At 74.7% G+C, this 26531-nt stretch carries 30 protein-coding genes; 9 read left to right on the forward strand and 21 right to left on the reverse strand.

All coding sequences use genetic code 11. The features are described from left to right. Positions 1–10 precede the first annotated feature (10 nt). On the reverse strand, positions 11–958 hold the full coding sequence (locus FB380_RS05325) for a hypothetical protein (protein ID WP_166754169.1): 948 nt from the start codon (positions 956–958) through the stop codon (positions 11–13). Positions 959–1037: 79 nt separating this feature from the next. Here FB380_RS05325 and FB380_RS05330 point away from each other — a divergent pair, with 79 nt between their 5' ends. Further along, a complete protein-coding gene (locus FB380_RS05330; RefSeq protein ID WP_188959477.1) occupies positions 1038–1385 on the forward strand; it encodes a hypothetical protein in 348 nt (115 codons plus the stop codon). Here the strand turns inward: FB380_RS05330 and FB380_RS05335 are convergent. Continuing rightward, positions 1360–2391, reverse strand: coding sequence for a DUF3995 domain-containing protein (locus tag FB380_RS05335; protein WP_166754170.1), 1032 nt, complete (start codon positions 2389–2391; stop codon positions 1360–1362). The genes FB380_RS05330 and FB380_RS05335 overlap by 26 nt on opposite strands. A gap of 68 nt (positions 2392–2459) precedes the next feature. Between FB380_RS05335 and FB380_RS05340 the strand changes: the two genes are divergently transcribed. Further along, a complete protein-coding gene (locus FB380_RS05340) occupies positions 2460–3032 on the forward strand; it encodes a TetR/AcrR family transcriptional regulator (protein ID WP_166754171.1) in 573 nt (190 codons plus the stop codon). Positions 3033–3114: 82 nt separating this feature from the next. Here the strand turns inward: FB380_RS05340 and FB380_RS05345 are convergent, their stop codons facing one another. Further along, positions 3115–3996, reverse strand: coding sequence for an alpha/beta fold hydrolase (locus FB380_RS05345; RefSeq protein ID WP_166754172.1), 882 nt, complete (start codon positions 3994–3996; stop codon positions 3115–3117). An 85-nt stretch (positions 3997–4081) separates the two neighbouring features. Here FB380_RS05345 and FB380_RS05350 point away from each other — a divergent pair, with 85 nt between their 5' ends. Together FB380_RS05350 and FB380_RS05355 are read left to right on the forward strand one after the other, a co-directional pair. Then, a complete protein-coding gene (locus tag FB380_RS05350; RefSeq protein WP_166754173.1) occupies positions 4082–4621 on the forward strand; it encodes a CGNR zinc finger domain-containing protein in 540 nt (179 codons plus the stop codon). A 168-nt stretch (positions 4622–4789) separates the two neighbouring features. Then, positions 4790–5410 carry a hypothetical protein gene (locus FB380_RS05355; protein WP_166754174.1) on the forward strand — a complete coding sequence of 207 codons (621 nt, stop codon included), beginning with the start codon at positions 4790–4792 and terminating at the stop codon, positions 5408–5410. A 107-nt stretch (positions 5411–5517) separates the two neighbouring features. On the opposite strand, the gene FB380_RS05360 is transcribed toward FB380_RS05355, so the two are convergent. Then, positions 5518–6078 (reverse strand): TetR/AcrR family transcriptional regulator, encoded by a 561-nt coding sequence (locus tag FB380_RS05360; protein WP_166754175.1) that lies wholly within the window; start codon positions 6076–6078, stop codon positions 5518–5520. 88 nt (positions 6079–6166) lie between these two features. On the opposite strand from FB380_RS05360, the gene FB380_RS05365 reads away from it, so the two are divergent. Next, on the forward strand, positions 6167–7198 hold the full coding sequence (locus tag FB380_RS05365; protein ID WP_166754176.1) for an aldo/keto reductase: 1032 nt from the start codon (positions 6167–6169) through the stop codon (positions 7196–7198). 48 nt (positions 7199–7246) lie between these two features. Here the strand turns inward: FB380_RS05365 and FB380_RS05370 are convergent, their stop codons facing one another. After that, positions 7247–7654 carry a RidA family protein gene (locus FB380_RS05370; protein WP_166754177.1) on the reverse strand — a complete coding sequence of 136 codons (408 nt, stop codon included), beginning with the start codon at positions 7652–7654 and terminating at the stop codon, positions 7247–7249. 79 nt (positions 7655–7733) lie between these two features. On the opposite strand from FB380_RS05370, the gene FB380_RS05375 reads away from it, so the two are divergent. Then, positions 7734–8369 (forward strand): TetR/AcrR family transcriptional regulator, encoded by a 636-nt coding sequence (locus FB380_RS05375; protein WP_166754178.1) that lies wholly within the window; start codon positions 7734–7736, stop codon positions 8367–8369. Between the two features lie 67 nt (positions 8370–8436). Here the strand turns inward: FB380_RS05375 and aztD are convergent, their stop codons facing one another. The 4 genes from aztD to aztB are packed head-to-tail and all read right to left on the reverse strand — an operon-like array spanning position 8437 to position 12676. Further along, positions 8437–9678, reverse strand: a complete 1242-nt coding sequence (aztD, locus tag FB380_RS05380) for a zinc metallochaperone AztD (protein ID WP_166754179.1) — start codon at positions 9676–9678, stop codon at positions 8437–8439. A gap of 44 nt (positions 9679–9722) precedes the next feature. Further along, positions 9723–10619, reverse strand: a complete 897-nt coding sequence (aztC, locus tag FB380_RS05385) for a zinc ABC transporter substrate-binding protein AztC (RefSeq protein ID WP_166754180.1) — start codon at positions 10617–10619, stop codon at positions 9723–9725. Further along, on the reverse strand, positions 10616–11836 hold the full coding sequence (locus FB380_RS05390; RefSeq protein ID WP_166754181.1) for a WD40 repeat domain-containing protein: 1221 nt from the start codon (positions 11834–11836) through the stop codon (positions 10616–10618). The genes aztC and FB380_RS05390 overlap by 4 nt, the downstream gene beginning before the upstream one ends. Before the next feature lie 24 nt (positions 11837–11860). Next, positions 11861–12676, reverse strand: a complete 816-nt coding sequence (gene aztB / locus FB380_RS05395) for a zinc ABC transporter permease AztB (RefSeq protein WP_166754182.1) — start codon at positions 12674–12676, stop codon at positions 11861–11863. Between the two features lie 47 nt (positions 12677–12723). Here aztB and aztA point away from each other — a divergent pair, with 47 nt between their 5' ends. Beyond that, a complete protein-coding gene (aztA, locus tag FB380_RS05400; protein WP_208382759.1) occupies positions 12724–13386 on the forward strand; it encodes a zinc ABC transporter ATP-binding protein AztA in 663 nt (220 codons plus the stop codon). 52 nt (positions 13387–13438) lie between these two features. Here the strand turns inward: aztA and FB380_RS05405 are convergent, their stop codons facing one another. Beyond that, positions 13439–14137, reverse strand: a complete 699-nt coding sequence (locus FB380_RS05405; protein ID WP_208382760.1) for a TetR/AcrR family transcriptional regulator — start codon at positions 14135–14137, stop codon at positions 13439–13441. A gap of 93 nt (positions 14138–14230) precedes the next feature. Between FB380_RS05405 and FB380_RS05410 the strand changes: the two genes are divergently transcribed. Continuing rightward, entirely contained in the window at positions 14231–14908 is a 678-nt protein-coding gene (locus FB380_RS05410) for a DUF2306 domain-containing protein (RefSeq protein ID WP_166754183.1), read from the forward strand. Between the two features lie 84 nt (positions 14909–14992). After that, positions 14993–15325 (forward strand): hypothetical protein, encoded by a 333-nt coding sequence (locus FB380_RS05415; protein ID WP_166754184.1) that lies wholly within the window; start codon positions 14993–14995, stop codon positions 15323–15325. Between the two features lie 20 nt (positions 15326–15345). Here FB380_RS05415 and FB380_RS05420 read toward each other — a convergent pair whose 3' ends face one another. From FB380_RS05420 to FB380_RS05470, 11 genes are all read right to left on the reverse strand, one after another. Continuing rightward, positions 15346–15981 carry a hypothetical protein gene (locus tag FB380_RS05420; RefSeq protein ID WP_166754185.1) on the reverse strand — a complete coding sequence of 212 codons (636 nt, stop codon included), beginning with the start codon at positions 15979–15981 and terminating at the stop codon, positions 15346–15348. A 252-nt stretch (positions 15982–16233) separates the two neighbouring features. Next, positions 16234–17349 carry an aminotransferase class V-fold PLP-dependent enzyme gene (locus tag FB380_RS05425; protein ID WP_166754186.1) on the reverse strand — a complete coding sequence of 372 codons (1116 nt, stop codon included), beginning with the start codon at positions 17347–17349 and terminating at the stop codon, positions 16234–16236. Further along, positions 17346–18131 carry an amino acid ABC transporter ATP-binding protein gene (locus tag FB380_RS05430; RefSeq protein WP_425563406.1) on the reverse strand — a complete coding sequence of 262 codons (786 nt, stop codon included), beginning with the start codon at positions 18129–18131 and terminating at the stop codon, positions 17346–17348. The genes FB380_RS05425 and FB380_RS05430 overlap by 4 nt, the downstream gene beginning before the upstream one ends. Continuing rightward, entirely contained in the window at positions 18128–19084 is a 957-nt protein-coding gene (locus tag FB380_RS05435; protein ID WP_229681738.1) for an amino acid ABC transporter permease, read from the reverse strand. The genes FB380_RS05430 and FB380_RS05435 overlap by 4 nt, the downstream gene beginning before the upstream one ends. Next, positions 19077–20027: an ABC transporter substrate-binding protein gene (locus tag FB380_RS05440; RefSeq protein ID WP_166754187.1), complete on the reverse strand. Its 951-nt coding sequence runs from the start codon at positions 20025–20027 to the stop codon at positions 19077–19079. The genes FB380_RS05435 and FB380_RS05440 overlap by 8 nt, the downstream gene beginning before the upstream one ends. Positions 20028–20056: 29 nt before the next feature. Continuing rightward, a complete protein-coding gene (locus FB380_RS05445; RefSeq protein ID WP_166754188.1) occupies positions 20057–21067 on the reverse strand; it encodes a LacI family DNA-binding transcriptional regulator in 1011 nt (336 codons plus the stop codon). Positions 21068–21323: 256 nt separating this feature from the next. After that, positions 21324–21971: a hypothetical protein gene (locus FB380_RS05450; RefSeq protein ID WP_166754189.1), complete on the reverse strand. Its 648-nt coding sequence runs from the start codon at positions 21969–21971 to the stop codon at positions 21324–21326. A 189-nt stretch (positions 21972–22160) separates the two neighbouring features. Next, a complete protein-coding gene (locus tag FB380_RS05455; RefSeq protein WP_166754190.1) occupies positions 22161–22769 on the reverse strand; it encodes a maleylpyruvate isomerase family mycothiol-dependent enzyme in 609 nt (202 codons plus the stop codon). 110 nt (positions 22770–22879) lie between these two features. Then, entirely contained in the window at positions 22880–23962 is a 1083-nt protein-coding gene (locus tag FB380_RS05460; RefSeq protein ID WP_166754191.1) for an alkene reductase, read from the reverse strand. A 217-nt stretch (positions 23963–24179) separates the two neighbouring features. Continuing rightward, positions 24180–25298, reverse strand: coding sequence for an MFS transporter (locus FB380_RS05465; protein WP_229681866.1), 1119 nt, complete (start codon positions 25296–25298; stop codon positions 24180–24182). A 59-nt stretch (positions 25299–25357) separates the two neighbouring features. Then, positions 25358–26467 carry an ABC transporter ATP-binding protein gene (locus tag FB380_RS05470; RefSeq protein ID WP_166754193.1) on the reverse strand — a complete coding sequence of 370 codons (1110 nt, stop codon included), beginning with the start codon at positions 26465–26467 and terminating at the stop codon, positions 25358–25360. Positions 26468–26531 lie beyond the last annotated feature (64 nt).

Below are 26531 nucleotides of genomic sequence, written 5' to 3' on the forward strand. Positions count from 1 at the left end.
CAACACCCCATCACGAACGCGCACCCAGCCGACCCGTCGCCACGCTCCCGATCCGCCGCCCGCGCATGCCGGCGAGCGTCACCCAGCCGACCCCCACCAGGCCGGCGACCCCGACCGACCCGACCACCGCCGGGATCGTCTCGGGGTCGGTCCAGGACCGGCCGGCGTACGCGGTGGCGGTCACCGCTCCCACGACCATGGCGTACGCGACCGCTCCCGCGGCCGTCAGCGCAGTCCGTGCAGCCGCACCGAACCGGCTCACCCCGAGCAGCACCGCGAGCACGATCAGCACCTGCAGCCCGTGCATCGCGAGGGCGTGGGCGACCTTCGCGCTGCCGGCCGCACCGAAGACCAGCTCCTCGGGGACCCGCCCGGTCGCGGCGACGACCTCCTCGCCGGCGGCGGCCATGTCCGAGCCCAGCCAGCCCGCCACCAGCACCCCGGCGATGCCGAGCACCGCCGCGGTCCAGCGGCTCCCGTCGTGCCGGAGGTCGCGGGCCGCCCAGCCGAGGAGCACCGCCAGGCCGAGCACCGTCACCATCACCAGGACCGCCATGGCCTGCCAGACAGCGGTGTCCATCGCGGTCTCTGCGTTGAAGTGCGAGGGCACGCCCCGCCACCGCTGCACGGTGATGAGCGAGACCTCGGCGACCGAGGCCACGCCGACCAGCCAGACCACGGTCGCGCCCAGCCGGCGGCGGTCGGGCAGCTGGCGCAGCACCCAGACCACGGACACCAGCAGGACCCCGAAGGAGAAGCCGAAGAGCACGGGCTTGCGCCACGAGACGCTGCCGCTCCACGCGGCGCCCTCGACAGCCGCGGCCAGGGCGATGCCGCCGTGCACCACCGAGGAGGCGAGCAGCAGCGCTCCCAGCAGCAGCAGAGTGCGTTGGGCCCAGGTCCTCGGCGCGAGCTCCTGCCGCGCGAGGTCGAGCAGCGCCCGGGTGGTCGTCGTCATGACCAGGACGCTAGGGACGCCGGGTCGCTCTGCCGTCCCCCTCGTGGGGCGGATCCGCCCACCCCCCAGGGGGTGCGCGGTGGCGCGGGACCGTCGCCGCCGACGACCGCGGCGGCCGGGCCTGGCCACCGACGGTCCGACCGGCCTCGGCCGCCTGGACGGCGACGAGCTCGCCGCCGTCGCCTACCTGGCGATCGGGATGACCGCGGTCGCCTTCGTGCTCTGGTACGCAGCGGTCGGCCGGCTGGGCACCGCCCGCGCCGGCCTGCTCACCGGCGTCGCCCCGGTCGCCGCCGCCGGGGTCGGCGTGGCGATGGGCGGCGTGGCGATGGGCGGCGTGGCACCCGGGCCGCTGGTGTGGCTGGGCATCGCCGTGGTCGCCGGCGGGCTGACCATCGGCCTCACCGCATCGAGCCGGGAGAGGTGACGCAGCTCGGCACCTCACGCGGGTCGCGAGGGCCGGTCGCGGGTGGCGCGCCGCCACCGGCCCAGGTGCGTCGCGTGCCCCAGGCGAGGGCGAGGCACAGCGGGGAGTAGAGGGTCAGGTCGAGCGCCCGGAAGCGAGCCGTGGCACCGCCGACCCCGGACGCGGAGACGACGAGGCCTGCGCCGCCGCGCAGCGCCAGCACCCCCGCGACCGTGCGCACGCCCAGGTCCGCGACCGGGAAGGGGACGACCGCGACGCGACGGCGCGGGCGGACGCGTGACTGCACGACCACGGCGGCGGCGCCGAGCAGTCCTGCGACCGACCAGGTGGCAGCGGCCGACGGGAAGGTGCTGCCGCCGACGACGGTCTGCGCGAGCGACCTCGCATCGCGGGCAGGCCAGGGGACGCCGAGCGCCCACACCGCATGCAGAGCACCGACGCCGACCAGCGCCACGGTGGTGGCGTCGGCCGCGACGCGCCGGGACCGGAGGGCCGCCTCGGGCTCCGGCCGGGCCCCGGCCGCGCGGGCCGCGCCGCGCAACGCCCGGACCCAGGGGGACAGCCTGCGCCGCTGGACCGGTTCACCCGCCAGCACCGCCTCGGCACCGTCGAACGCGTCCTCGACGAGGGCGTCGTGCAGCCACCGCACCGCCAGCGGCCAGCCGATCCGCGCCCAGCGGATCGGCTGGGCGTCGATGACGTGGCGCAGCTGCACCCGCCCGTCGCCCAGGTCCTCAGCGTCGAACCGGTGCGTGCCGACGAGCCCCGTCGGCGGCGCGAAGCGGAACGCCACCGAGCGGACGGGTCCGCTCCGTCGCACCGCCTCCACCGAGTAGCGCACCCGGTCGTGCCCCCCTGAGCTGCCGGGTTCCGGTCCGCGGTCGAGGACCATCGGCGGCCACCGGTCACCGGGCCACAGCCGGTCGCCGTCGGCGCCGAGGCCGTCGAGCAGCTCGGCGACCTGCGCGAACGGTGCCGTGACGATCCGTCCATGGGCGTTCCGCACCACGACCTCCGACCATTCGGTTGCGTACGGTCTCTCTCCGTACGGGACCGTACGGTACGGTCTCCTGCGTGGTCAAGAAGACGACGGGTGGCCGCCTCACCCGCCAGGACTGGGTCCACGCCGGCTTCGCAGCCGTGATCGACAGCGGGATCGACGCACTCGCGGTGGAGCCGCTGGCGGCGCGGATGGGCACCACCAAGGGGAGCTTCTACTGGCACTTCGCCGACCGGGCCGCACTGGTCACGGCGGTGCTCGAGGTGTGGGAGCAGCTCGCCACCGCGGCCGTCGTCGACGAGCTGGGCCAGGTCGCCGATCCCCGCGAGCGACTCCGCATGCTCCTCGCGGTCGTCTTCCGGGACGCGGACGAGGACCGCTTCGAGCACGCAGTCCACTCCACCGCGGCCCATCCCCAGGTCGCCCCGGCGCTGGCCCGCGTCACCGCCACCCGCCTCGGCTTCCTCACCGATCTGTTCCTGGAGCTCGGCCTCCCGCAGGCTCGCGCCCACGACCGGGCCCGCATCGCCTACGCCGCGTACCTCGGCCACCTGCAGCTCCGCCGGCTCGACGCCGTGGGCGAGCCCTCACCCGACGCGGTGCGCCGGTACGCCGACGAGCTCCTGGCCGTCCTCGCGGCGACCTGACCTGGCCGGACGTCGCGATCAGGCCGGTCCCCGGTGCTCAGAGCTCCGGGATCAGGTCCCTCGACCGGCGCCTGACCGGGGATCAGGCCGCAGCAGCGCCGGGGAGCCGGCGGCCGAGGAAGTCGCGGATCAGCTCGGCGACCCGGTCACCGGCGCTCTCCAGCAGGAAGTGCCCGCCGTCCAGCAGGTGGACCTCCGCGTCGACGGCGTCCTGGGCGAAGCTGCGCGCACCCTCGGGGGCGAAGATCTCGTCGTTCCCGCCCCAGACGGCGAGCACGGGCACCTGGCTGTCGCGCAGGTACTGGTGCAGCGCCGGGTAGAGCGGCGGGTTCGTGCGGTAGTCGCGGAACAGCGCCAGCTGGGCGAGGTCGTTGCCGGGGCGGGACACCAGGGCATGGTCGTGGTGCCAGGCGTCCGGGCTGACCAGCGTCTGGTCCGCGACCCCGTGCAGGTACTGCCAGCGGATCGCGTCGAGGCTCAGCGCGGTCCGGATCGCCGCCTCGGTGTCCGCGTTCGGGTCCCGTCCGTAGTCCCAGACCGGGGCCCAGAAGCTGTCGACGAAGCCGGCGTCGTAGCCGTTGCCGTTCTGGGTGACGATCGCGGTGACCGCCTCCGGGTCGCCCAGCGCCAGCCGCCAGCCCACCGGGGCGCCGTAGTCCTGGACGTAGATCGCGTACCGGGTCACGCCCAGCTGCTCCAACAGACGGGCCGTCAGGTCTGCCAGCGCGTCGAAGGTGTAGTCGAACTCCGCCACCGGCGGCGCATCGGACAGCCCGAAGCCCAGCATGTCCGGCGCGACCACCCGGTAGCGGTCGGCCAGTTGCGGGATCAACTCGCGGAACATGAACGAGCTGGTCGGGTACCCGTGCAGCAGGACCACGACGGGGGCGTCGGCCGATCCGGCCTCCCGGTAGAACAGCTGCCGCCCGTCGACTCTGGCGAAGCGGTGGTGGACGTGGGCCATGGCGACTAACCCTTCTAGATTCGGTTGGTGGTTACAGACGCTGACACGCCAGTCTGTAACCTGTCAACCGAACCGAGGAGGTTAGATGCGACTGGTCGACGACAGGCCCGCCGACGAGGCGTTCCTGCTCGAGCTGCTGAACACGACGCCGGTCGTCGACCGCACCCAGCAGGACCTGCTGGACGGCGACCAGGGCAGAGCGTGGCTGCGGGACCGCGGCGGCGATGGCTCGGTCGCCGAGCAGGACGCGACCCGCGCCGCCCGCGACGCGCTCCAGGCGGTCGCTCGCGGGAACGAGGGTGCCCAGGCGCTGGCACCACTGCTGTCCGACGTGCGCCTGATGCCCTCGATCGAGGACGAGGGCATCAGCTGGAGCCTCACGGACGTCCCGCCGCCCCGCACCCTGGTCGTCCGCGCGCTGCTGGCCTGGGATGCCGTGCACCGCACCAGCCCCGGGCGGCTGCGACCGTGCGCCAACGACGAGTGCGCGCTGTTCCTCATCGACCACAGCAAGCCCAACCGCGCCCGCTGGTGCTCGATGGCCACCTGCGGCAACCGGATGAAGGCCCGCCGGCACCACGAGCGCACGCGCGCCGAGGCATCCACCGTCGAACCCGGAGACTGACGACCGAGTCGGTCAGCGCCGCCAGAGCACGCTGACCGCGCGGCACGGACGGCCGGGCGAGCTCACCTCGACAGGCGAGCCCCATGGCGAGCACAGGCTCCGCACAGCCGGGCAGCCGACGCTGAGGGCATCGGTCGGATCGACTGGCCGGAGTCGGAGGAGACCCTCGTGCGCACGAAGTTGATCACCCTGACCACCGCCGGTGTGCTCGCCGTGGGTGGCGCCGCCCTCGCCGTCCCCGCGCTGGCCGCCACGGACACGGACACGGACACGGCGTCCGCGGGCTCCTCGCGGGTCGACCGGATCACCGAGGCGCTGGCCGGGCTGGTCGAGGACGGTTCCCTCACCCAGGAGCAGGTCGACGAGGTCGCCACCACCCTCGACGAGGCCGACCTCGGCGGCTGGCACGGCGGCGGCCACGGCGGGTGGCACGGCGGCGGAGACGGTGGATGGCACGGCGGCGGCTGGCACGGCGGCGCCGGCCTCGAGACCGCGGCGACGGCCCTGGGCATGACCGAGGAGGACCTGCGCACGGCCCTGCAGGCCGACGGCGCCACGCTCGCCTCGGTGGCCGAAGAGCAGGGCGTGGCCGTGGAGACGCTGGTCGACGCCCTGGTCGCGGACGCGCAGGAGCGGCTCACCCAGGCCGTCACCGACGGCGACCTGACCCAGGAGCAGGCCGACGAGCGCCTGGCCGACCTGGAGGCGTGGATCACCGAAGGCGTGGACGTCAGCTGGGGCGACCGGTGGCAGCGCTGGACCGACGACGGGGACGACGCCACCGACTGACGTACGCACCCGCCGCGGCCCGTCGGTACCCGGCACGAGCCGGGGTGCCGCGGGCGTCCCGACCAGGCCGGACCGGGCCCCAGGCCGCCGCCCGCCGGCCGGTGCGATCAGCGGGCGCGCAACCCGTCCAGCGCCGTGGCCAGGATCGGGCGGGAGTAGTCGGGGTCGCCGTGGATGGCGCTCACCGCGATGACCATGTCGAGCACCTGCTCCAGGGTCAGGTCACCGCGGACGTCCCCGGCCGCCTGGGCGGCGGCGAGCAGCGGCCGGCCGGCGGCCAGCACCCGCTCCCGGCTCCGGTCGAGCACCGGGCCGGGGCCGTCGGTCTGCGCGAGCAGTTCGGCGGCGAGCTCGTGCTTGCTCGCGATGAAGGACGCGAAGCGGTGCACCCAGGCGACCAGCGCGTCACCCGGGGAGCCGGCCACCGAGGCGGCCGCCGCGCAGACGTCGTCCACCTGGTCGGTGTAGAGCGCCTCCAGCAGCTCCCGCCGTCCGGGGAAGTTGCGGTAGAGCGTGGCCATCCCGACCCCGGCCCGGCGGGCGACCTCGGCCATCGACAGCGGGGCGCCCGGTTCGGCGAACCCCTGGCGCGCGGCGGCGAGGATCCGTTCCCGGTTGCGCTCGGCGTCGGCACGCCGCACAGCGGGACGGACGGCGTCGGGAGTCATGGGCTTCCTAAGTGGAGAGGGTGTTCGGTACGGTTGGCGGACAGGCTGTCCGTTTCGGGCACAGCCTACCCAGCGCGAGGAGCTCCCCGTGGAACTACGCCATCTCGGCCGCACCGGCATCTCCGTCAGCCAGCTCTGCCTCGGCGCGATGATGTTCGGCGCCGTCGGCAACCCCGACCACGACGAGGGCGTGCGGATCGTCCACCGCGCCCTCGACGCCGGCATCACGTTCATCGACACCGCCGACGTGTACTCCGGCGGCGAGTCCGAGGAGGTCGTCGGCAAGGCCCTGGCCGGCGGCCGGCGCGACGGCGTCGTCCTGGCCACGAAGGTCGGCCTGCCGTTCGGGCAGGACCCCAACCAGCGCGGCACGTCCCGGCGCTGGATCACCCAGGCCGTGGAGAACTCGTTGCGCCGGCTCGGGACCGACTGGATCGACCTCTACCAGGTGCACCGGCTCGACCCGGCCACCGACGTCGATGAGGCGCTGGGCGCCCTGTCGGACCTGGTGCACGCCGGGAAGATCCGCACCTTCGGCGCCTCCACCGTCCCCGCCTCGGAGATCGTCGAGGCACAGTGGACCGCGGAGCGCCGCGGCCGGGAGCGGTTCCGCACCGAGCAGCCGCCGTACTCGGTCCTCACCCGCGCCGTCGAGGCCGACGTGCTGCCCACCGCCCAGCGGTACGGGATGGGCGTGCTCACCTACAGCCCACTGGCCGGCGGCTGGCTGTCGGGCAAGTACCGGAAGGGCCAGGAGGTCAGCGGGCCGGGCTCGGTCGGCCGCGCGCAGCGCTTCCCCGGGGTCTACGACGCCGCGGACCCGGCGAACGCCGCCAAGCTCGACGCTGCCGACGCCCTCGGCACACTCGCCGACGAGAGCGGGCTGACGCTGGTGCAGCTGGCGATCGCCTTCGTGGTCCGGCACCCGGCGGTGACCTCGGCGATCGTCGGGCCGCGCACGATGGAGCACCTGGAGTCCTACCTCGCCGCCGACGGCGTGCAGCTGTCCGACGACGTGCTCGACCGCATCGACGCGATCGTCCCGCCCGGCCACACGGTCAACGTCGGCGACAACATGTGGACGACGCCGGCGCTGGGCGCCGCAGCCCGGCGCCGGTGACGCCGTCCGCGGCCGGGCCGGCGACGTGCCCGGCCGCGGACCGCCGCCTCAGTCCAGGACGGCGGTGGCCTGCACCTCGACCAGGAAGTCGGTGTCGAACAGCACCGACACCCCGATCAGCGAGGCCGGCGCGGCCGGGGTGACACCCAGCTCCGCCGACGCCCGGGCGACGCCCTCGAGGAAGGCCGGCATCTTGTCCAGCGTCCAGTCGACGACGAAGACGGTCATCGTCGCGACGTCGGCGAAGGTCGCACCGGCTGCGGCCAGGGCGGTGCCGACGTTGCGGTAGGCCTGGGCGACCTGGGCGGTGAAGTCGCCGACGCCGACCTTCTCCCCCGTGGCGTCGACGGCGACCTGGCCGGCGACGAACACCTGCCGGGACCCGGTCGCGACGGAGACCTGGTGGTAGACGTCGGGCGCCGGCAGTCCGGTCGGGTTCATCAGGGTGATCGCCATGCTGACTCCTCGCTCGTGGCCGCCCGGCCCTCCGGGCACCGCGTCAACATAGCAGCGTTATGGCATGTACCGTCGCCGCATGGCCCGCCCGAAGGACCCGGCGGTCCGCACCCGGCTGATCGAGCGGGCCGCCGTGATGCTCCGGGCCCGCGAACCGGTCACCCTGCGCACCCTGGTCGCCGGCACCGGCGTCTCGACCATGGCCGTGTACACGCACTTCGGCGGCATGGACGGCCTCTGGCAGGCACTGCGACAGGAGGGCTTCACCCGGCTGAGTGCCCGGCTCACCGCGGTGCCCGTCTCCCCCGACCCGGTGCGCGACCTGACCGCCCTGTGCGCGGCCTACCTGGATCACGCCCTCACCCACCCGGACCTCTACCGGGTCATGTTCGACGCGAGCGTCGACCTGGAGGACCTCCCGGCGGCCGACGCCACCCTGGAGCACCTCGTGCAGGCCGCCCGGCGGGGGCGGGACGCCGGCCGCTACCGCCGCGACGTCGTCCCGCTGGACCTGGCGGTCCAGAGCTGGAGTCTCGGCCACGGGCTGGTCTCCCTGGTCGCCACCGGGCCGCTGCCCCGGGAGACCCTGGACCACGGCCCCTTCCTGCTCGCCGCGCTGTTCACCGCCTCCGGCGACGACCCCGACCGGTGCCGCGCCTCGGTCACGCGGGGCTGGCACCGCCCCGCTCCCGACGGCGACGCACCCCCCGCCTGACCGCCCGGGACGACGAGGGGGCCGGGCCGGCGAGGTGCCGGCCCGGCCCGTCGGGTGGGGAGAGAGGTCAGCCGGTGACGACGGCGATCTCGTTGGGGGTGACGTCGAGCTCGCCGGTGGCCAGCACCTCGCCGGTGGCCAGGTCGACCGCGTGCACGGCGTTCGCGGCCGGCTCGGTGACGTAGGCGATGCCGTCGACGACCTTCAGCGCCGGGTGCGGGTCCTGCCACTCGGCCGGCCCCTCCCAGGCGTCGATGACCGGGTGGCTCTCCAGCAGCTCGCCGGACTCCTCGTCGAACAGGTGCAGGGCACCGTCGGAACCCAGCACGACCGCCTCGTCCTGCGGGCCGCGGGCCAGGTCGCGGAAGGTGTACCGGACGCCCTCGGGCAGCGGCACGACCGTCAGCCCGGGGGCGGCGGTGTCGACGAGCGCGATGTCGGAGAGCAGGTAGCCCTCCAGGTCCGGGTCGCTCTTGTAGTCGCCCAGCGCGACCGGCGAGGTCTCGGTGGTGAAGACGTTGCCGGTGCGACCGAACTCGTCGGGAGCGGTGAGCTTGGCGAACTCCCCGTCGTAGACCAGCACGCCGTCCTCGCAGCCGAAGACCGCGACCTCACCGGCCACCGTGCCCTCGCCGTGCACGCCCGGGCACTCCTCGTTGCGGGCGACCTCCGCACCCGACGCGTCGAGCACCCGGACGCCGGAGCGCCCGTCCTCGTTGCCGAGGGTGGACAGCATCGAGCCGTCCTCCAGCTCGATGGCGACGCCGTGGTGCGCCTCCTCCGACGTCCACTCCTCGGTCTCGGGCAGGCCCTCGGAGCTGCGCAGGGCGGCGGTCTCGAAGGAGGTGATGTCGCCGGTGCCGTCGGCGAAGAGCACGGTGCGGTCGCCGTGGACGACGACGTGCCCGGCGGTGTCGGCGGCGAACACGTCGTCGGTCAGCTCGGGGTCACCGGCGTAGGAGGTGCCGCCGTCGGTCCAGACCCCGGTGTCGAGCACCTGGAAGCCCTCGTCGGTGGTGACCAGGGCGTGCCGGCCGTCGCCGGCGGCGTTGACCCGGAGGAAGCCGTCCTTCTCGTGGTCGCCGACCACCTCGAGGGTGCCGGCGTCGAGCACCAGGACGCCGCCGTCGTAGGTGAGCACCACGCGGGACTGGGGGGCGGAGACCTCCTCGACGGACGCGGCCGGGGAGACGTCGCCGGAGGAGGCGTCGGGGGTCGTGCCGGAGTCGCTGGAGCAGCCCACGACGAGCAGGCCCGCTGCACCCAGGGTGGCCCAGCGGATGGGGGGAGAGAGTCGAGCGGTCTTCATGCCCGTCACCATACTGACAATGATTCTCAATCCCAACATCGGTCTCAACCCAGTCCGTCGACGATCGCCTCGGTGTTGGCGCGCATCATCTGCAGGTAGGTGTCCGCGCCGCCCCCGTCCGCGGTCAGCGACTCGGTGAACAGCGGGACGACCGCGACGTCCAGCCCGGCCTGCTCGGCGAGCACCTGTGCCAGCCGGTCCGGCTGCGAGGAGTCGGCGAAGATCGTCGGCACGCCGGCCTGCCGGACGGCGGTGGCCAGCTCGTCGAGGTCGCTGGCGCTGGGCGAGGCCAGCGTGGTGCCGCTGGGGATCACCGCACCCACCACGGTGAAGTCGAAGCGCTCGGCGAGGTAGCCGAAGACGTGGTGGTTGGTCACCAGGGCGCGGCGCTCCGGCGGGAGCTCGCCGAACCGCTCGGCCATCTCCGCGTCCAGCCCGGCGACCTCCCCGCGGTAGCGGTCGGCGTCGGTGGCCAGCCGGCCGTCGTCGAGGCCGTCGACGTCGGCCAGCGCGTCGGTCACCCCGTCGACGACGGCGAGCACCTGCTGGGGATCGGTCCAGAAGTGCGGGTCGATGCCGGAGTCGTCCTCGGTGGTCCACTCGACCGGCTCGACGAACTCCCCGGCCTCCACCACGGTCACCCCGTCCCCCCGGGCGGCCTCGACGTGCCGCGCCACGCCCTCCTCCAACCCCAGGCCGTTGGCGACGAGCAGGTCGGCCTCGCGCATCCGGGCGGCCAGCTGCGCCGACACCTCGAAGGAGTGCGGGTCGGCGCCGGCCGGCATGAGCGTCAGCACCTCGGCCTGCTCGCCCACCAGCTCGCCGACGACGTCGCCGAGGATGTTCGTCGTCACCACCACCAGGGGCCGGTCGTCGGCGGCGGCGCCACCACAGCCGGCGAGCAACGCCCCCGTGACGAACAGTGCGGCCGCGCGCCTCACAGCCCGGTCTCCGCGAGGTGCGCCGGTTCGACCTCGGTGGCGAACGTCCGGGCCACCCGGGCGCCGTCGGCGTAGTCGACCTCGATCAGCCGGTCGCCACCGGGCACGTTGACGTAGGCGCGGTCGGCGTCGACCTGCAGGTCCACCTCGGCCAGCCGGTCCACCGGCAGCAGCGGCTCCGTCGCCGCGACCGCGCCGCCCTCGGGAGTGAGCACGACGACCCGGCCGGCGGCGTCCACGCCCACCACCCGGTCGTCGGCGTCGTCGGCGGCCACCGCGTGCACCCAGGGGGTGTCGGTGGGCACCAGCTGCCAGCTGCGGGCCCGGCTGTCCAGCACCCACACGCCACGCTGCCCGGCCGGGGCGGCAACGGACGGACGACCGGCCCGGTTGTCCAGGCCCGCCGCCCGCTCGCCCTCGGCGACCGGCTCCGGATAGGGGATCCGCTCGAACGCGATCGTGTCGCCGCCGCCCGTGGCGAGCACGGCGCCGTCGGCGCAGGAGACGACCACCCCGACCCGGGTGGGGTGCCCACCCCGGGGGTCGGCGCACTCCGCGCCGCCGCCGGGCAGCGGCTCCCCCTCGGCGTCCAGTCCGACCACCGAGTCGGCGGTGGTCGCGACCAGCCAGTTGCCCAGCGGCACCAGGGCGCCGTCGTGCGGTTCACCGCCGACGCTCGCGACCTCCTCGACCTCCCCCTGACCCAGGGCGGCCCGGTCGAGCACCACGCCGGTGCCGGTGTCCGGGGAGAAGAGGGCGGTCAGCGTCTCCGACGACGCCACCCGCACCTCCCCCGACCAGTCCAGCCTGCCGACCACCTGTGCGGGTGCGCGGTAGTAGTGCACGTGGTCGCCGTGGTCGACGGTCCAGGTGCCGGTGTCGACGACGGTCAGCTCTCCTGCGGCCTCGGAGGCGGCGAACAGGAACCGGCCGTCGGTGGCCACCGAGGAGACCTCACCCACGGACCCCAGCTCGGCCTGCTCCTCGGTGAGCAGGTCCAGCGCGTGCACCGATCCCGCCCCGTCGAGGTAGGCCAGCTGCAGCTGGGGCTCGGTCAGCTCGGCGGCGCCCTCGACGTAGCCGTGCCCGCCGGAGGGACTCGGGGCGGCCGCGTCGTCCGAGGTGTCGTCAGCGGCGCCGGGACCGCCGGAGCCGCAGCCGGCGACCAGCAGCACGCCGGTCAGGGCACTCAGGGCGAGGCGGGGTGGTCGGGACACGGGAGGACTCCAGACATCGGGGGGTCAGCGGGGGACGACGGCGCGCGCGGCGACCGAGAGGGCCACCAGGCCCACCGCGGAGAAGGCGATGGAGGCACCGCCGGCGGTACCGGCGTGCCAGGACAGCAGCAGGCCGGCGAGCACGGCCGCGGCCCCGAAGAGCGCACCCAGCGCCATGGTCGAGGGCAGCCGGTCGGTCCACTGGCGGGCCGCGGCAGCCGGGGCGAGCAGCAGCGCGACCACCAGCAGGGTGCCGAGCGCCTGGTAGGAGGTGACGACCGCGGCCGTCACCAGCAGCACCATCGCGACGTGCGCCGCGCGTGGCCGCAGGCCCAGGGTGGCCGCCGTGCGCGGGTCGAAGGCAAGCGCGACGAACGGCCGGTGCAGCAGCGCCGTGGCCCCGACCAGGACGACCAGGGCGACGGCGAGCAGCAGCAGGTCGGCCGAGCGGATGGCCAGGACGTCGCCGAACAGGATCGCCGTGACGTCGGTGGCGAACGACCTCGACCGGGACACGATGGCGACGCCGAGCGAGAGCATGCCGACGAACAGCAGCCCGATCGCCGTGTCGTGCGACAGGCCGGCCCGCCGGGACACCGCGCCGACCCCCGCGCTCATCAGCCCGGCGCTCACCGCCGCGCCGACCAGCGGTGGCCAGCCGGCGAGCACCGCCACCGCGACACCGGGCAGCATGCCGTGGGCCAGCGCCTCCCCGAGGAAGGCCAGGCCGCGGACGACCACCCAGGTGCCGACCACCGCGCAGGTGACCGCGGCCAGCACGCCGCCCAGCAGCGCCCGTTGCATGAACGGGAGCAGGAGCGGGTCGATCAGCCAGGCCACACCCGCACCTTACCGAGAACGATTCTCAGTCCTGTTAGCCTGGTCCGGTGCTGGCCGTGCATGACCTGAGCGTCCGCCGCGGCGCCGTCCTCGCGTTGGACGGCGTGACGACCGGGCTCCGGGCCGGGACGGTGACGGCGCTGGTGGGCCCGAACGGAGCAGGGAAGTCGACCTTGCTCGACGTCCTGGCCGGGGTGCTGCCGCCGACCGGCGGCCGCATCGAGCGCCCCCGCGGGTCGAGCGTGGCGTACGTGCCACAGCACGGCACCGTCAGCGCCCAGCTGCCCCTCACCGTCGGGGACACGCTGGCCATGGGCTGCTGGCGGGAGCGCGGGCCGTGGCGGCGGCTGCGCCGGTCCGACCGCGCCCGGATCGCCGAGTGCGCGGACCGGCTGGGCCTCACTCCCCTGCTGCACCGACCGCTGGCGGCCGTCTCCGGCGGACAGCGACAGCGGGCCCTGGTCGCCCAGGGCCTGGTCGCGCGGGCCGACGTCCTGCTCGTCGACGAGCCCACCGCCGGGGTCGACGCCGCGACGCAGGACGCCCTCCTGGACGCCCTGCGGGCAGAGGCCGGGCGGGGTGCGGCCGTGCTGCACGCCACCCACGAGGACGCCGCGGTGGCCCACGCCGACACCGTGCTGGCACTCGACCAGGGGCGCGTGGTCGCCGACGGCCCGGCCACGATCCCGGGCAGTGGAGGCCGGCGATGAGCTCCACCACGGATCGGAGCCGGCTCCCACCCGCGCCGCCGCGCGGCTGACGTCAGCTGCGCCGGGAGCTCCAGCCCTGGACGCGCAGCCGGTCGAAGCCGTCCAGCAGCAGGTCCAGCGCGAACTCGAACTCGAACTGCTCGTCACACCCCCCGCCGACGCCGGACAGGTCGCCACCGGTCGCCGCGACCGCGATCTCCAGGATGTGCGGGTACCGCTCGGCGAACTCCGCCGCCAGCGCCTGCTGCTCCGCGACAGAGGGGGTCGCCGCGTCCGCGGCCGGCGGCTCGTAGAACAGCTCGGGGCTGAAGCCCCAGATCCGGTTGCCCAGCGCGTGCATCACGTGGTGGGTGAGGTCGGCGGAGAACCCGCCACGACGGAAGGCGCCGGCCAGCGAGTCCATGTGGCCGAGCACCGTCGGCGTCCGGTGGGTGCGGGACTCGATCGCCTGTCGAGCCCAGGGATGGCGCAGCACCGCCTGCCGGGCGGACAGCACCCGCGCCCGCACCGCGGCCTGCCAGTCCAGCGCCGGATCAGCCGGGTCGATCTCGGCGAGGACGACGTCGACCATGCCGTCCAGCAGCTGGTCCTTGTTCGCCACGTGCTTGTACAGCGCCATCGGGACGACGCCGAGCTCCTGGGCCAGCCGCCGCATGCTCACCGCCTCGACGCCCGCGACGTCGGCGAGGTCGACCGCGGCACGCAGCACCCGCTCGGTACTCAGTGGTGCGCGCCGCGCGGGAGGAGCCACGGCGGCAACCTACCTCCTTGACAGGTGTACGGCGTACACCTACGTTCCTCGTCATGGGTGTACGCCGTACACCCGCGATGGGGAGAGGGCGTCATGGCCTCGAGAAGTGCGGACAGGCGCCAGTGGTGGGTCCTCGCCGGGCTCCTCCTGCTCGGGCTGGTCCCGGTGCTCGCCGGTGCGGCCCGGGTGACCGATCTGGCCGGCGATCCGCAGGTGACCGCGGCCAACGCCCGGTTCGTCGCCGCACCGGTACCGGTCGTGGTGCACATCGTCAGCGCCACCGTGTACACGCTGCTGGGGGCCTTCCAGTTCGCACCGCGGATCCGCCGGCGCCGGCCCGCCTGGCACCGGCGGGCCGGCCGGGTGCTGGTCCTCGCCGGGCTCGCGGCGGCGCTGTCGGGGGTGTGGATGACGCTGTCCTACGCGCGCCCGGCGGGTGACGACGTGCTGCTGACGCCGATCCGGCTGTTCTTCGGCGTGGCCATGGCCGGGTGCATCGTGCTCGGGGTGGTGGCCATCCGGCGGCGGGACGTGCCGGACCACCGCGCCTGGATGGCCCGCGGCTACGCGATCGGCCTGGGTGCCGGGACGCAGGTGCTCACCCACCTGCCCTGGGTGTTCCTGGGCAGCGAGCCCGGCGGCGGTGGCCGGGTGGTGGCGATGCTGGCCGGCTGGGTGGTGAACCTGGCGGTGGTCGAGTGGGCACTGCGACGCCGGCCGGCCGCGCCACCCCGGGTGGCCCGGGTGCCCGCCGCCGCCTCCGGCGTCTGATCCGGGAGGCGCCGGGACCGCGCCGCTGAGGATCCTCGTGACGAACCGGTTCCGGCGGCGCGGGAGGCTGCCGATGACGACGACATGAGCATCCACGCTGCCGCCGAGCACACCGCCACGGACGTGCAGGCCATCGAGGAGATGGCCACCGCCGTCCTGGCGTCCATCGCGCGCATCCACGCCGACGGCCTCGCCGCCGTCGCCACCATCGCCGAGGACCCGGCCTCGGTCCGGGTGCCGCTGCCCGAGGCGGCGGCACCGGTGGCCGAGCCGGTCCAGGCGGAGGCAGCCGAGCCCACGGTGGAGGCCGCGCCCGAGCCGATCCAGGTCATCCACGCGGCACCGCCGCTGCCGCCCCGGGGCCGCCACCTGGCCGAGGCCCTGACCGACCAGCTCCCCGCCCAGCACGCCGCCTGACGACCGCGCACAGCGGCGACTCAGCCCATGGTGAGCTCGCCGGCCGGCACCTCGACGTGGTAGCCGAGTTCCGTCAGCGCGGTGGCCTGGTCGGCGGGCAGCGACAGGCCCTCGACGAAGCCGTCGCCGTTCGGCACGACCTCGCCGGTGAAGGACACCCGGTCACCGGGGTTGACGTCCATCGGGGACTCGCCCTGCCCGACCAGCTGCACCCAGATCTTGGCCGTCTCGGTGCCGATCCAGAAGCCCTCGTCGGTGGGGACGGCGAACACCGGCACCTGGGTGGCCACGGCCGGCTCGTCGGGCAGCTCGGCGAGCGCGGCCTGGGGGTCTGCCCCGGTCAGCAGCTGCGGGATCGCGACGTCGCCGGCCACGAACGAGCCCGGCACGGCGGCACCGGCGCCGGTCGAGTCCGCAGCGTCACCCTCCGTCATCTCGGTCTCCGACATCTCCGACTCCGACATCTCGGTCTCCTCCTCGAGGAGGTTCGCGTCCTCCTCGACGACGTCGGTGTCCCCGACGCCCACCTCGTCGTCCGAACCGCAACCGGTGAGGACGAGGGCGAGGGCGGCAGCACCGGTGACGGGCACCGAGACGAGGCGGCTGCGCCGACCGGGACGGACGGCGGACGAGCGGAGCAGGGTGGAGGTGCGCATGACGATCTCCTCACCGGGCCGCGACGGGCCCAGGACGTGGTCTGTCGGCTGGGGGCGGTCGCCGCTCCTGATCCGGGCGGCCCGCGACACAGTGGGTGCCCACCGGATCGGCCCGTGCACGAACCCGACACCGACCGTCACCGGATCGAGACCTCCTACGCCACGTCCCCCGCGGCCTGCGGGGGCGCCCCGCCGGGTGGTGACCGGGGTCGTCCGGCGAGGGCGGACCCCGGTCGGCGCAGACCGGTGCGATCAGGCCTGGGCGGCCGTCGCACCGAGGAGGGACAGGGCGTCGTCCACCCGCTGCAGCGCGACCGGCGTGGTCGTCGCGTGCACGCTCAGCCGCACCCGCTCGCCGTGCCGGGTGCAGGTGACCCCGGCCCGGCCCAGGGCCGCGTGCAGCTCCGCACCGTCGACGCCGGGCACCCGGAACGCCACGATCCCGGCGCGCGCGGCCCGCTCCCGGGACGAGGTGACGAGCACCCCGCGCCGGTCCAGCAGCTCCAGCAGCTCGTCGACCCGCGCGGAGATCCGGCCGGCGACCCACGCGGGGCCGGCGGCCTCGAGCAGCTCCAGCCCCGCGGCCAGGCAGGCCTGCGCGACCGGGCTGGTGTTCGTGGTGCTGAACCGGGCCGCCCCCTCGGCCAGCGGGTGCTCCTCCCCGTCGTAGCCGGTGGCGTCCTGCACCCCGGTCCAGCCGGCCAGCAGCGGGTCCAGCCGCTCCAGCGCCCGGTCGGAGACCGCGACCACCCCCGTGCTCCAGCCGCTGCGCAACCACTTCTGCCCACCGGCGACCAGCACGTCGGCCGCCGTCCAGTCCTCGTCCACGGCGCCGAGGCCCTGGATCGCGTCCACGACCAGCAGCCGCTCCCCCAGCACCTCGCGCAGCCCGGGCAGGTCGGCCCGGAAGCCGGTGGCGAAGTCGACGGCGCTGACCACGAGCGCCGCCGCGTCGGAGCCGGGCAGGGCGGTCCGGACGGCGTCCGGCGTCACCGGCCCGGCCGGCAGCGGCACGACGCCGACCCGCCCGGCCGACGCCGCGCGCCACCACGGGTAGAGGTTCGCCGGGAACTCCGCCGGGCTGACCAGCACCGGGCCGTGCACCGCGAACGCCGCCTGGAACAGCCCGGCCGAGGTGCTCGGCGAGTAGGCGACGTTGCCCGGCGGGAAGCCGAGCAGCCGGGACGCCGCGGCCAGCGCCCGGCCCTCGGCGCCCATCAGCTCGTCGACCGTGCCCAGCCCGGCGGCCGACACCGCGGCCAGCGCCGCGGTGCCGGCCTCGACCACCGGCCGGGACGGCGGGCCGACCCGGGCGAAGTCCAGGTAGCCCTCGTCCTCGGCGAAGGAGGACAGGTAACCAGCGCTCACGCGGTGACCCGGGCCAGGAACGCGCGGGTGCGCTCGTGCTGCGGCGCACCGATCACCTGCTCCGGCGGCCCCTCCTCGACCACCACCCCGCCGGCCATGAAGACGACGTGGTCGGCGACCTCGCGGGCGAAGGAGATCTCGTGGGTCACGACGATCATCGTCATCCCCTCCCGCGCCAGCTCGGTCATCACCGCCAGCACCTCCCCGACCAGCTCGGGGTCCAGGGCGCTGGTCGGCTCGTCGAACAGCAGCAGCTTGGGCCGCATCGCCAGTGCCCGGGCGATCGCCACCCGCTGCTGCTGCCCGCCGGAGAGCCGGTCGGGGTAGGTGTCGACCTTGTCGCCCAGCCCCACCCGCTCCAGCAGCTCCCGGGCGTAGGCCTCCGCCTCGCGCCGCGGGACGCCGCGCACCTGCACCGGCCCCTCGGTCACGTTGGCCAGCACGGTGCGGTGCGGGAAGAGGTTGAACCGCTGGAAGACCATGCCGATCTCCGCGCGCTGCCGGGCGACGTCCTTCTCCCGGAGCTCGTGCAGCCGGTCGCCGTCGAGGCGGAAGCCGATCGGCACGCCGTCCACCCAGATCTCGCCGCCGTCGGCGGCCTCGAGGTGGTTCACGCAACGCAGCAGCGTGCTCTTGCCCGCACCCGAGGCCCCGAGCAGGACGACGACCTGCCCGCGCCGCACCGTGAGGTCGACGCCGCGGAGCACCTCCAGCGACCCGTAGTGCTTGCGCAACCCACGCGCCCGCACCAGCACCTCGCCCTGGGCGGCACCCCCGCTCACCGGGAACCCCGCATGAACGGCGGCGTGCGCAGCGAGCCGCCGACCTTGGCCCACACGGACCCACGGGTGCCCGTGGGCCGGATCGAGGCGTTGTAGTGCCGTTCCAGGTAGTACTGCCCGACGTTGGCCACGCTCACCACCACCATGTACCAGACGGCCACCGCCAGCAGCGTCTCCATGACCGCGAGGCTGCGGCTGGAGAGCGCGTTGGCTGCGTGGATGAGCTCGGTGAAGCCGATGACCGAGGCGATCGACGTCCCCTTGAGCATGTTGATGAAGTCGTTGCCGGTCGGCGGGATGATCACCCGCATCGCCTGCGGCAGCACCACCCGGGACAGCACCTTTGCCGGCGACATCCCGATCGACTTGGCCGCCTCGGTCTGCCCGCGGTCGACGCTGGTCAGCCCGGCCCGGACGATCTCGGCCATGTAGGCGCTCTCGTTGAGCCCCAGCCCCAGCAGCGCCGCCAGGAAGCCGGTCATGATCACGTTCGCCGGCTGGTCGAGCAGGTAGGCGTCGGTGAACGGGATCGGGATCGTGAACGTCGGGAAGACGAGCGCGATGTTGTACCAGAGCAGGATCTGCAGCAGCACCGGCAGACCGCGGAACACCCAGATGTAGGCCCAGGAGACCCAGCGCAGCACCGGGTTGGCCGAGGTCCGCATCAGCGCCACCACCGTGCCGATGACGATCGCCCCGGCCTGGGCGATCACCGCCAGCACGATGGTGTCGACCAGGCCCTCCAGGATGACGTCCTGGGTGAGCAGCGCCGGGATGCTGGCGTAGTCGATGTCGCCCCGGGAGATCGCCTGGAACAGCAACCCGAGGACGGCGAGGACGGCGAGCCCGGCGACCACGCGCCCCCAGTGCCGGATCCGCACCTGGGGCAGCAGGTCGCCGTCCCCCGGTGCGTCGACCGGCCTGGTCAGCGCCGCGCCGGCGCGCTCAGCCACCGTTGACGGTCGCCTGGTCGACCGCGCCCGAGGTGACGTCCCACGCGGTGAGGATCTCCTCGTAGGTGCCGTCGTCGATCAGCTGCTGCAGCGCCTGCTGGATGGCGTCGCGCAGCGCGGCGTCCTCCTTGTTGAGGCCGATGCCGTAGGGGCCGCCGTTGATCGGGTCCTGGTCGACGGTCTCGAAGTACTCGCCGTCGCCGGCCGTCTGGGAGATGTAGACGGCGGTCGGCAGGTCGTTGAGGATCGCGTCGACCCGGCCGGTGCGCAGCTGGGTCTGGTTCTGCGAGTCGCTCGGGGTCGCGGTGACCGCCAGCGGCTCCTCACCGTTCGCCTCGCACTCGGCGGACTGCTCGGCGGCGAAGTCCTCCTGCGTCGTCCCCTGGACGACGGCGATCGCCTGGCCGCACAGGTCGGCGCTGGACTCGATCCCGGCCGGGTTGCCCTTCTGCACCATGATCGTGATGCCCGACTCGAAGTAGTCGACGAAGTCGATCGACTGCTGCCGCTCCTGCGTGTCGTTCATCCCGGCGATCGTGGCGTCGACCCGGCCGGTCTGCAGGCCGGTGATCAGCGAGTCGAAGGCCATGTCGGAGTACTCGACGTCCAGGCCCAGCTTGTTGCCGATCGCGGTGATGATGTCGACCTCGAAGCCGACCGGGGTCGAGCCGTCCTCGGCGTAGAAGTTGTTCGGCGGGGACTGCACGTTCGACCCGATGGACAGCGAGGTCAGGTCCGCCGGCAGGCCCTCGGCCAGCGCGGCGTCCTCGCTGACCCCGCCGACGATGTCGCTGGTGTCGGGCACCGCGGAGTCGGTGGAGCCCTCGGCGGCCGGCTCGGCGGCCGCCGACTCGTCGTCGCCCCCGCCGCAGCCGGCCAGCAGCAGGGCGGTGGTGAGCGCGACCGGGACGGCGGCGCGGACGGAGAGGCGGGTGCGGGACATGGGCTGCTCCTGGAGGTCGGGACGGGCGGTCATCGGTCGAACCGGTCAGGTGGTGCGGACGCGCCGTCCGGCGGCGGACTGGACCGCCGGACGACGAGACGGGTGGCGACGACGACCGAGCGCGGCGGCAGGGTCGGCGTGGCGAGCCGCTCGAACAGCAGGTCGACCGCGGCCGAGCCGATGCCGGCGGCGTCCTGGGCGACCGTGGTGAGCGGCGGGTCGAGGAGGTCGGCGAGGTCGAGCTCGTCGAAGCCGACGTGCGCCAGGCGCGGGCCGGTGCGCTCGTGCAGGTGGTGCAGCAGGGCGACGCTGGCCCGGTTGTTGCCGGTGACCACGGCGGTGACCCCGGCCGCCGTCCAGCCGGAGACCGCGGCGGCGATGCGCTCGGGGGTCAGCGCACCGAGGGACACCAGGCCGTCGGTCGGGAGGCCGCGCTCGGCGCACGCGGCGAGGAAGCCGTCGCGGCGCTGGCGGGAGGTCCAGAACCGCTCGTCGTCACCGAGGTAGGCGATCGACCGGTGCCCGCGCTCGGCGAGGTGGTGCACGGCCTGGGCGATGCCGCCGGTGTTGTCCGACAGCACCTCGTCGGTGCCGTGGTCGGCGCTGGGCCGGTCGAGCAGCACCGCCGGGACGTCGGGCGGGAGGTTCGCGGTGAGCACCTCGTCGCCGACCAGGTTCGGGGCGATGAGCAGGCCGTCGACCCGGCGTGCGGCGAAGGCCTGCACCAGCCGGCCGGCGCGCTCGGCGTCCCCGTCGGCGGATCCGGTGAGCAGCAGGTACCCGTGCTCGCGGGCCCGGCGCTCGACCCCGGCGGTGAGCGCGGCGTAGAACGGGCCGGCGAGGTCCTCGAGGACCAGGCCGATGCTGGCGGTGCTGGTGCCGCGGCGCAGGTGGCTGGCGCCGTCGTGCCGGCGGAAGCCCAGCTCGGCGATGGCCCGCTGCACCCGTTCGACGGTCTCCGGACGGACGCCCGGCTCGGCGTTGACCACCCGGCTGACGGTCTTCTGCGAGGTGCCGGCGGTGCGGGCGACGTCGACCATCGTGGGCAGTCGGCCGGCCGCTCGCGCACCGCCCGGACCAGCGTCGACGTCCGATGACAACGTAGTCATCGACTCGTCGGGCGATCCCGATGACAACGTAGTCATGCGGGGGATCGTCGGGGTGACGACGAGCACATGTCAAGGGGGTGGACGGTCCGCAACGGTTCCGTGACCCCCACCGGTCGCCGCCGTGCGGTGCCCGCCGTCCCCCTGTGCAGGGGCGAGGGTCAGCGCACGGCGACCGGTCGAGCTGGGGTCACCCGACGGTGATCTCGCCGGCCGGGACCTCCACGTGGTACCCGAGGGCGGTCAGCGCAGCGGCCTGGTCGGCGGGCAGCGACAGGCCCTCGACGAAGCCGTCGCCGTTCGGCACGACCTCGCCGGTGAAGGACACCCGGTCGCCCGGCGCCACGTCCACCGGGGACTCACCCGGCTCGGTCAGCTGCACCCAGAAGCGGACCTGCTCGGTGCCGATCCAGAAGCCCTCGTCGGTGGGGACGGCGAACACCGGGACCTCGGTGGCCACGGCGGGCTCGTCGGGCAGCCCGGCCAGCGCCGCCTGCGGGTCGGCCTCGATCAGCAGCTGCGGGATCCCCACGCCACCGGCGACGAAGGCCCCCGGCGCGACGGCGCCCACGTCACCGACCGCCACCAGCTCCTCCTGCTCGGAGAGGTCGGACTCGTCCTGGATGACCCCCGCGTCGCCCGCGAGGACCGGGAACTCCTCGTTGTAGATGTCGACCGCGGTGACGTCCTCCTCCGCCCCGTCCCCCGCATCCTCCGGCGAGCCGCAACCGGTGAGGACCAGGGCGAGCGCGGCCGCGGCGGTGACGGGCACCGGGGCGAGCCGGCTGCGCCGGCCCGGCCGGGCGGCGGAGGAGCGGGGCAGGGTGGAGGTGCGCATGACGATCTCCTCCCCGGGCGCGACGGCCCAGGACGTCGTGTGTCGGCTGATGGCGGTCGTCATTCCCGTGTGGGCGGTCCGCAACACGGTGAGTGCCCACCGGACCGGCTCCCGCACGACGCCGGCGCCGACCGTCACCGGATCGAGACCTGGCCGGCCGGGCGCCGCCGCCGGGCGCGACGGCGCGGCTCAACCGCGGGGCAGCACCCGACCGTCGGGGAGCGTGCGACCACCCATCAGGGCGACCAGCTCGCCGCTGTCCGCGCGGACGACCTCGCCGTCGCCCCAGCTCCAGGCGGCGTCGGCGGCCTCCAGGCGGACGCCGGCCAGGTCCAGCCCGAAGAACGCGCCGTCGACGGCGGTGAGGTGGTCGAGGACGGCGAGCACGGCCTCGGCGGGGGCGACCGGCGGCCGGGCCAGCGCGACGGTCACGTCCAGGGAGTGGATCACCGCGTGGCTGAGCGCGCCGACGGCGCCACCGCCGGGCGGCTGCCAGCCGTGCAGCACCGGCGAGCGGAGCGCGGCCAGGTGCTCGGCGACCGGCAGGGCGGCGTCCCGGGCCGCCACGGTGTCGGAGAGCCGCCCGAAGTCCCCGCCGGCCGCGGCCAGCTCCACCCCGAACTGCTCGCCCGACAACCGCACCGGCATCGTCACGTGCGCCACCACGTGCCGGACCTGCCACCCGGCGCAGAGCGACGGGGCGTCCCAGGTCGCGGCCGGCCCGGTGGCCAGCAGGTCGGCCAGGCCGTCGTACGTCTGCCCCACCCAGGGCTGGAGGTGCTCGCCGTTCGCACTCATCGCGGGTCCTCTCGTCGTCCACGCCGGACGCCGGGTCGGGCGCCCTCAGCAGGAGGACGGCCGCCGGCGCCCGGACTCATCGGCCCGGGCGCCGGCGGGGCGACCCGGGCTCAGCTCTGGCTGAGCTGCAGGGTCGGGTAGTCGGTGTAGCCCTCGGCGCCGGCGGCGTAGAACGTGGCCGGGTTCGGCGTGTTCTCCGGGTGGGCGCCGACCCAGCGCTCGACCAGGTCGGGGTTGGCGATGGCCATCCGGCCGACGGCGACGGCCTCCGCGTGCGCGGCGTCGATCAGCTCGACCGCCTCCGCCCGGGTGGTCACCGTGCCGAAGCCGCTGTTGGCGATCAGCGGGCCGGCGAACCGGCGGCGCAGCTCCTGCACGAACTCCCCGGCCGGCTCGGCGTGCAGCACCGACAGGTAGGCCAGGCCCAGCGGGCGCAGCCCGTCCAGCAGCGCGCCGTAGGTGGCCCGGACGTCGTCCCGGTCGGTCTCCAGCGCGTCCTGGATGTTGTGCTCGGGCGAGATCCGCAGACCGACCTTGCCGGCACCGACGGCCTGGGCGACCGCGGTGACGACCTCGACGACGAAGCGGGCCCGGTTCTCCGGGGTGCCGCCGTAGACGTCGTCCCGCTGGTTGGAGGCGGGCGACAGGAACTCGTGCAGCAGGTAGCCGTTGGCGCCGTGCACCTCCACGCCGTCCAGGCCGGCGGCGATCGCGCGCTCCGAGGCGGCCACGATGTCGGCGAGCGTGGCGCGCGCCTCCTCGGTGGTCAGCGCGTGCGGCACCGGGTAGGCCGCCTTGCCGTTCGGGGTGTGGGCCTCGCCCTGGAGGGCGATCGCCGACGGCGCGACGATGCGGTCGGTGCCGGTGATGTCGGTGTGCGAGACGCGACCGCCGTGCATCACCTGCATGACGATCTTCCCGCCCCGGGCGTGCACCGCGTCGGCGACGCGGCGCCAGCCGGCCTCCTGCTCGTCGTCGACGATCCCCGGCTGGCCGGGGTAGGCGCGCGACTCGGCGTTCGGGTAGGTGCCCTCGGTGATGATCAGGCCGAGGCTCGCGCGCTGCGCGTAGTGCTCGACGAGCAGGTCGTTCGGGACGCCGGAGGCGCCGGCGCGCATGCGGGTCAGCGGGGCCATCACGACGCGGTTGGCGAGCTCGATGTCACCGAGCGCCACGGGGGAGAACAAGTCCATGCCGGGGACAAGGTCGCCGCTCCGGCCGGCCATTCCGGGACGGCGCCGACTGCGGTGCTCGTCACGTGCCCCGATGGCTCGCGCCACAGGACCACGTGCCACCGCACGGGGCCCGGATGACGCCGCCGCGGGGCTTCGCCGCCGAGTGACAGCTGAGCGGGCCTTCCCCGGGCGCGGGAGCCCGCTCAGCTGTCACTCGGCGAGGGCGCCTCAGGGCTCAGTCGCTGTGCCGGGCGCCGACCACGGCGACCGCGAGCAGGCCGCCGAGCAGCCAGAACGCCGCGGACACCCCCGCCGTCCCGGCCAGCAGCCCGGCCGCCGCCGGCGTGCCGACCAGCCCGACCCGGTTGCCCACCAGCCGGAGCGCGAGCGCGGTGCCGCGTGCGTCGTCCGGGACCGCCCGGATGATCAGCGTCATCAGCAGGGGCTGCCCCACCCCGAGCAGGAACCCGATCAGCGCCAGCAGTGCGCCCAGCACCCAGACGTCGTCGGTGGCGGGCAGGAACGCCACGGCGATCCCCGACCCGACCGTGCTCAGCACCACCAGCCGGGCCCGGCCGACCCGCACCAGCATCCGCTGCACCAGCACCCGCGACGCCACCGTGGCGCCGGCCCGGACGCTGAGCAGCACGCCGACCACCGCGGGGGAGATGCCGCGGTTCTCCCCCAGCAACGGCAGGTAGGCGGTCAGCAGGTCGACCGCCGCGGCCAGCACCAGGCTGGCGAAGATCCCGGAGCGGACCGGCGGCCGGCCGAGCAGCCGGAAGGCCGACGTGCGGCCGGTCGGCCGGGCCGCGGCCGCCGGGAACCGCCGGCCGGCAGCCAGCCACCAGGACGCCGGCAGGGCGAGGACGCACAGCGCGGCGGAGAGCAGCAGCGCACGGGCGGTGCCGGTGGACAGCTCCCCGGGCGCGGTGGCCAGCACCGCGCCGGCCAGCGCCGGCCCGACCAGCTGGCCGGCCGAGACGACCGCGGTGAACAGGCCGAACCCGGAGTCCAGGCGGTCACCGGGCAGCCGGGCGACGACGTTCTCCCCGCCGACGATGCAGCCCAGGTTGCCCAGCCCGAGCACCACGTTGCCCAGCGCCAGCGCCGGCAGCGTGCCGCTGGTCGCCAGCAGCACGCAGCCGAGGACCAGCAGCGCCACCCCGCTGACCAGGATCGGCTCGGGCCGCCAGCGGTCGGCGGCCCGGCCCAGCGGCAGGGCGACCACCATCGGCAGCAGCGCGAACGCCGCGGTGAGCAGGCCGATCTCGGTGGCCCCGGCGCCCAGGTCGATCGCCCGGTAGGCGGACACCGGCCGGGCGACCGCGATGGCCGCCTGGATCAGGACCATCACGCCCAGCAGCTGGAAGAGCCAGCGCGGCGCCCGCCCCGGCCGGGCGGGGTGCTCCGTCAGGGCGAGAGACGCCGGCCGGTACTGGTGGAGAAGACGTGCTCCTCGCCCGGGCGGATCGTGAACCACACCTCGCCGCCCTTGGCCGGTGGCCGCCGGGCGTCGACCCGGGCCACGATCTGCGCGGTCTCGCCACCGTGCAGGTGCTCGGCCAGCTCGGCGTCGGCGATCGAGGCGTAGACGAAGGCGTCGGAGCCCAGCTCCTCGACCAGGTCGACCCGGGCCTTGAAGCCCTGCCCGGGCTCGGCGAGCTCCATCGCCTCCGGCCGGAACCCGAGCGTGACGGACCGGTCCGATCCGGCCGCCGTCACGACCTCCCGCGGGAGCTCGACCACGACGTCGCCGAGCCGGGCTCCGCCGTCGACCAGCGGCACCTCGGCCAGGTTCATCGCCGGTGAGCCGATGAAGCCGGCGACGAAGACGTTGGCCGGCCGGTCGTACATCTCCCGGGGGCTGGCGACCTGCTGGAGGATCCCGTCCTTGAGCACGGCGACCCGGTCGCCCATCGTCATGGCCTCGACCTGGTCGTGGGTGACGTAGACGGTGGTGATGCCCAGCCGGCGCTGCAGCGAGGCGATCTGGGTGCGGGTCTGCACGCGCAGCTTGGCGTCGAGGTTGGACAGCGGCTCGTCCATCAGGAACACCTGCGGCTGGCGGACGATTGCCCGGCCCATCGCCACCCGCTGCCGCTGCCCACCCGACAGCGCCTTGGGCTTGCGGTCCAGGTAGGGCTCCAGGTCCAGCAGCTTGGCCGCCTCCTCGACCCGGGTGCGGCGCTCCTCCTTGCCCATCCCGGCGATCTTCAGCGCGAAGCCCATGTTGTCCGCAACGGTCATGTGCGGGTAGAGCGCGTAGTTCTGGAACACCATCGCGATGTCCCGGTCCTTCGGCGGCACGTCGGTGACGTCGCGGTCCCCGATCCGGATGGCGCCACCGTCGACCTCCTCGAGGCCGGCGAGCATCCGCAGCGAGGTGGACTTGCCGCAGCCGGAGGGGCCGACCAGCACCAGGAACTCGCCGTCCTCGATCTGCAGCTCGAGCTGGTCGACCGCCGGCTTGTCGCCGCCGGGGTAGAGCCGGGTCGCCTTGTCGTAGGTGACCGATGCCATGGGGAGCTCCCTCGCTCGTCCGCTGTCGCGCGTGTGACTGTCGTCACCGTACGGCAAGCGCTTT

The sequence above is a fragment of the Modestobacter marinus genome, assembly GCF_011758655.1.
Taxonomy (GTDB): Bacteria; Actinomycetota; Actinomycetes; order Mycobacteriales; family Geodermatophilaceae; genus Modestobacter; species Modestobacter marinus.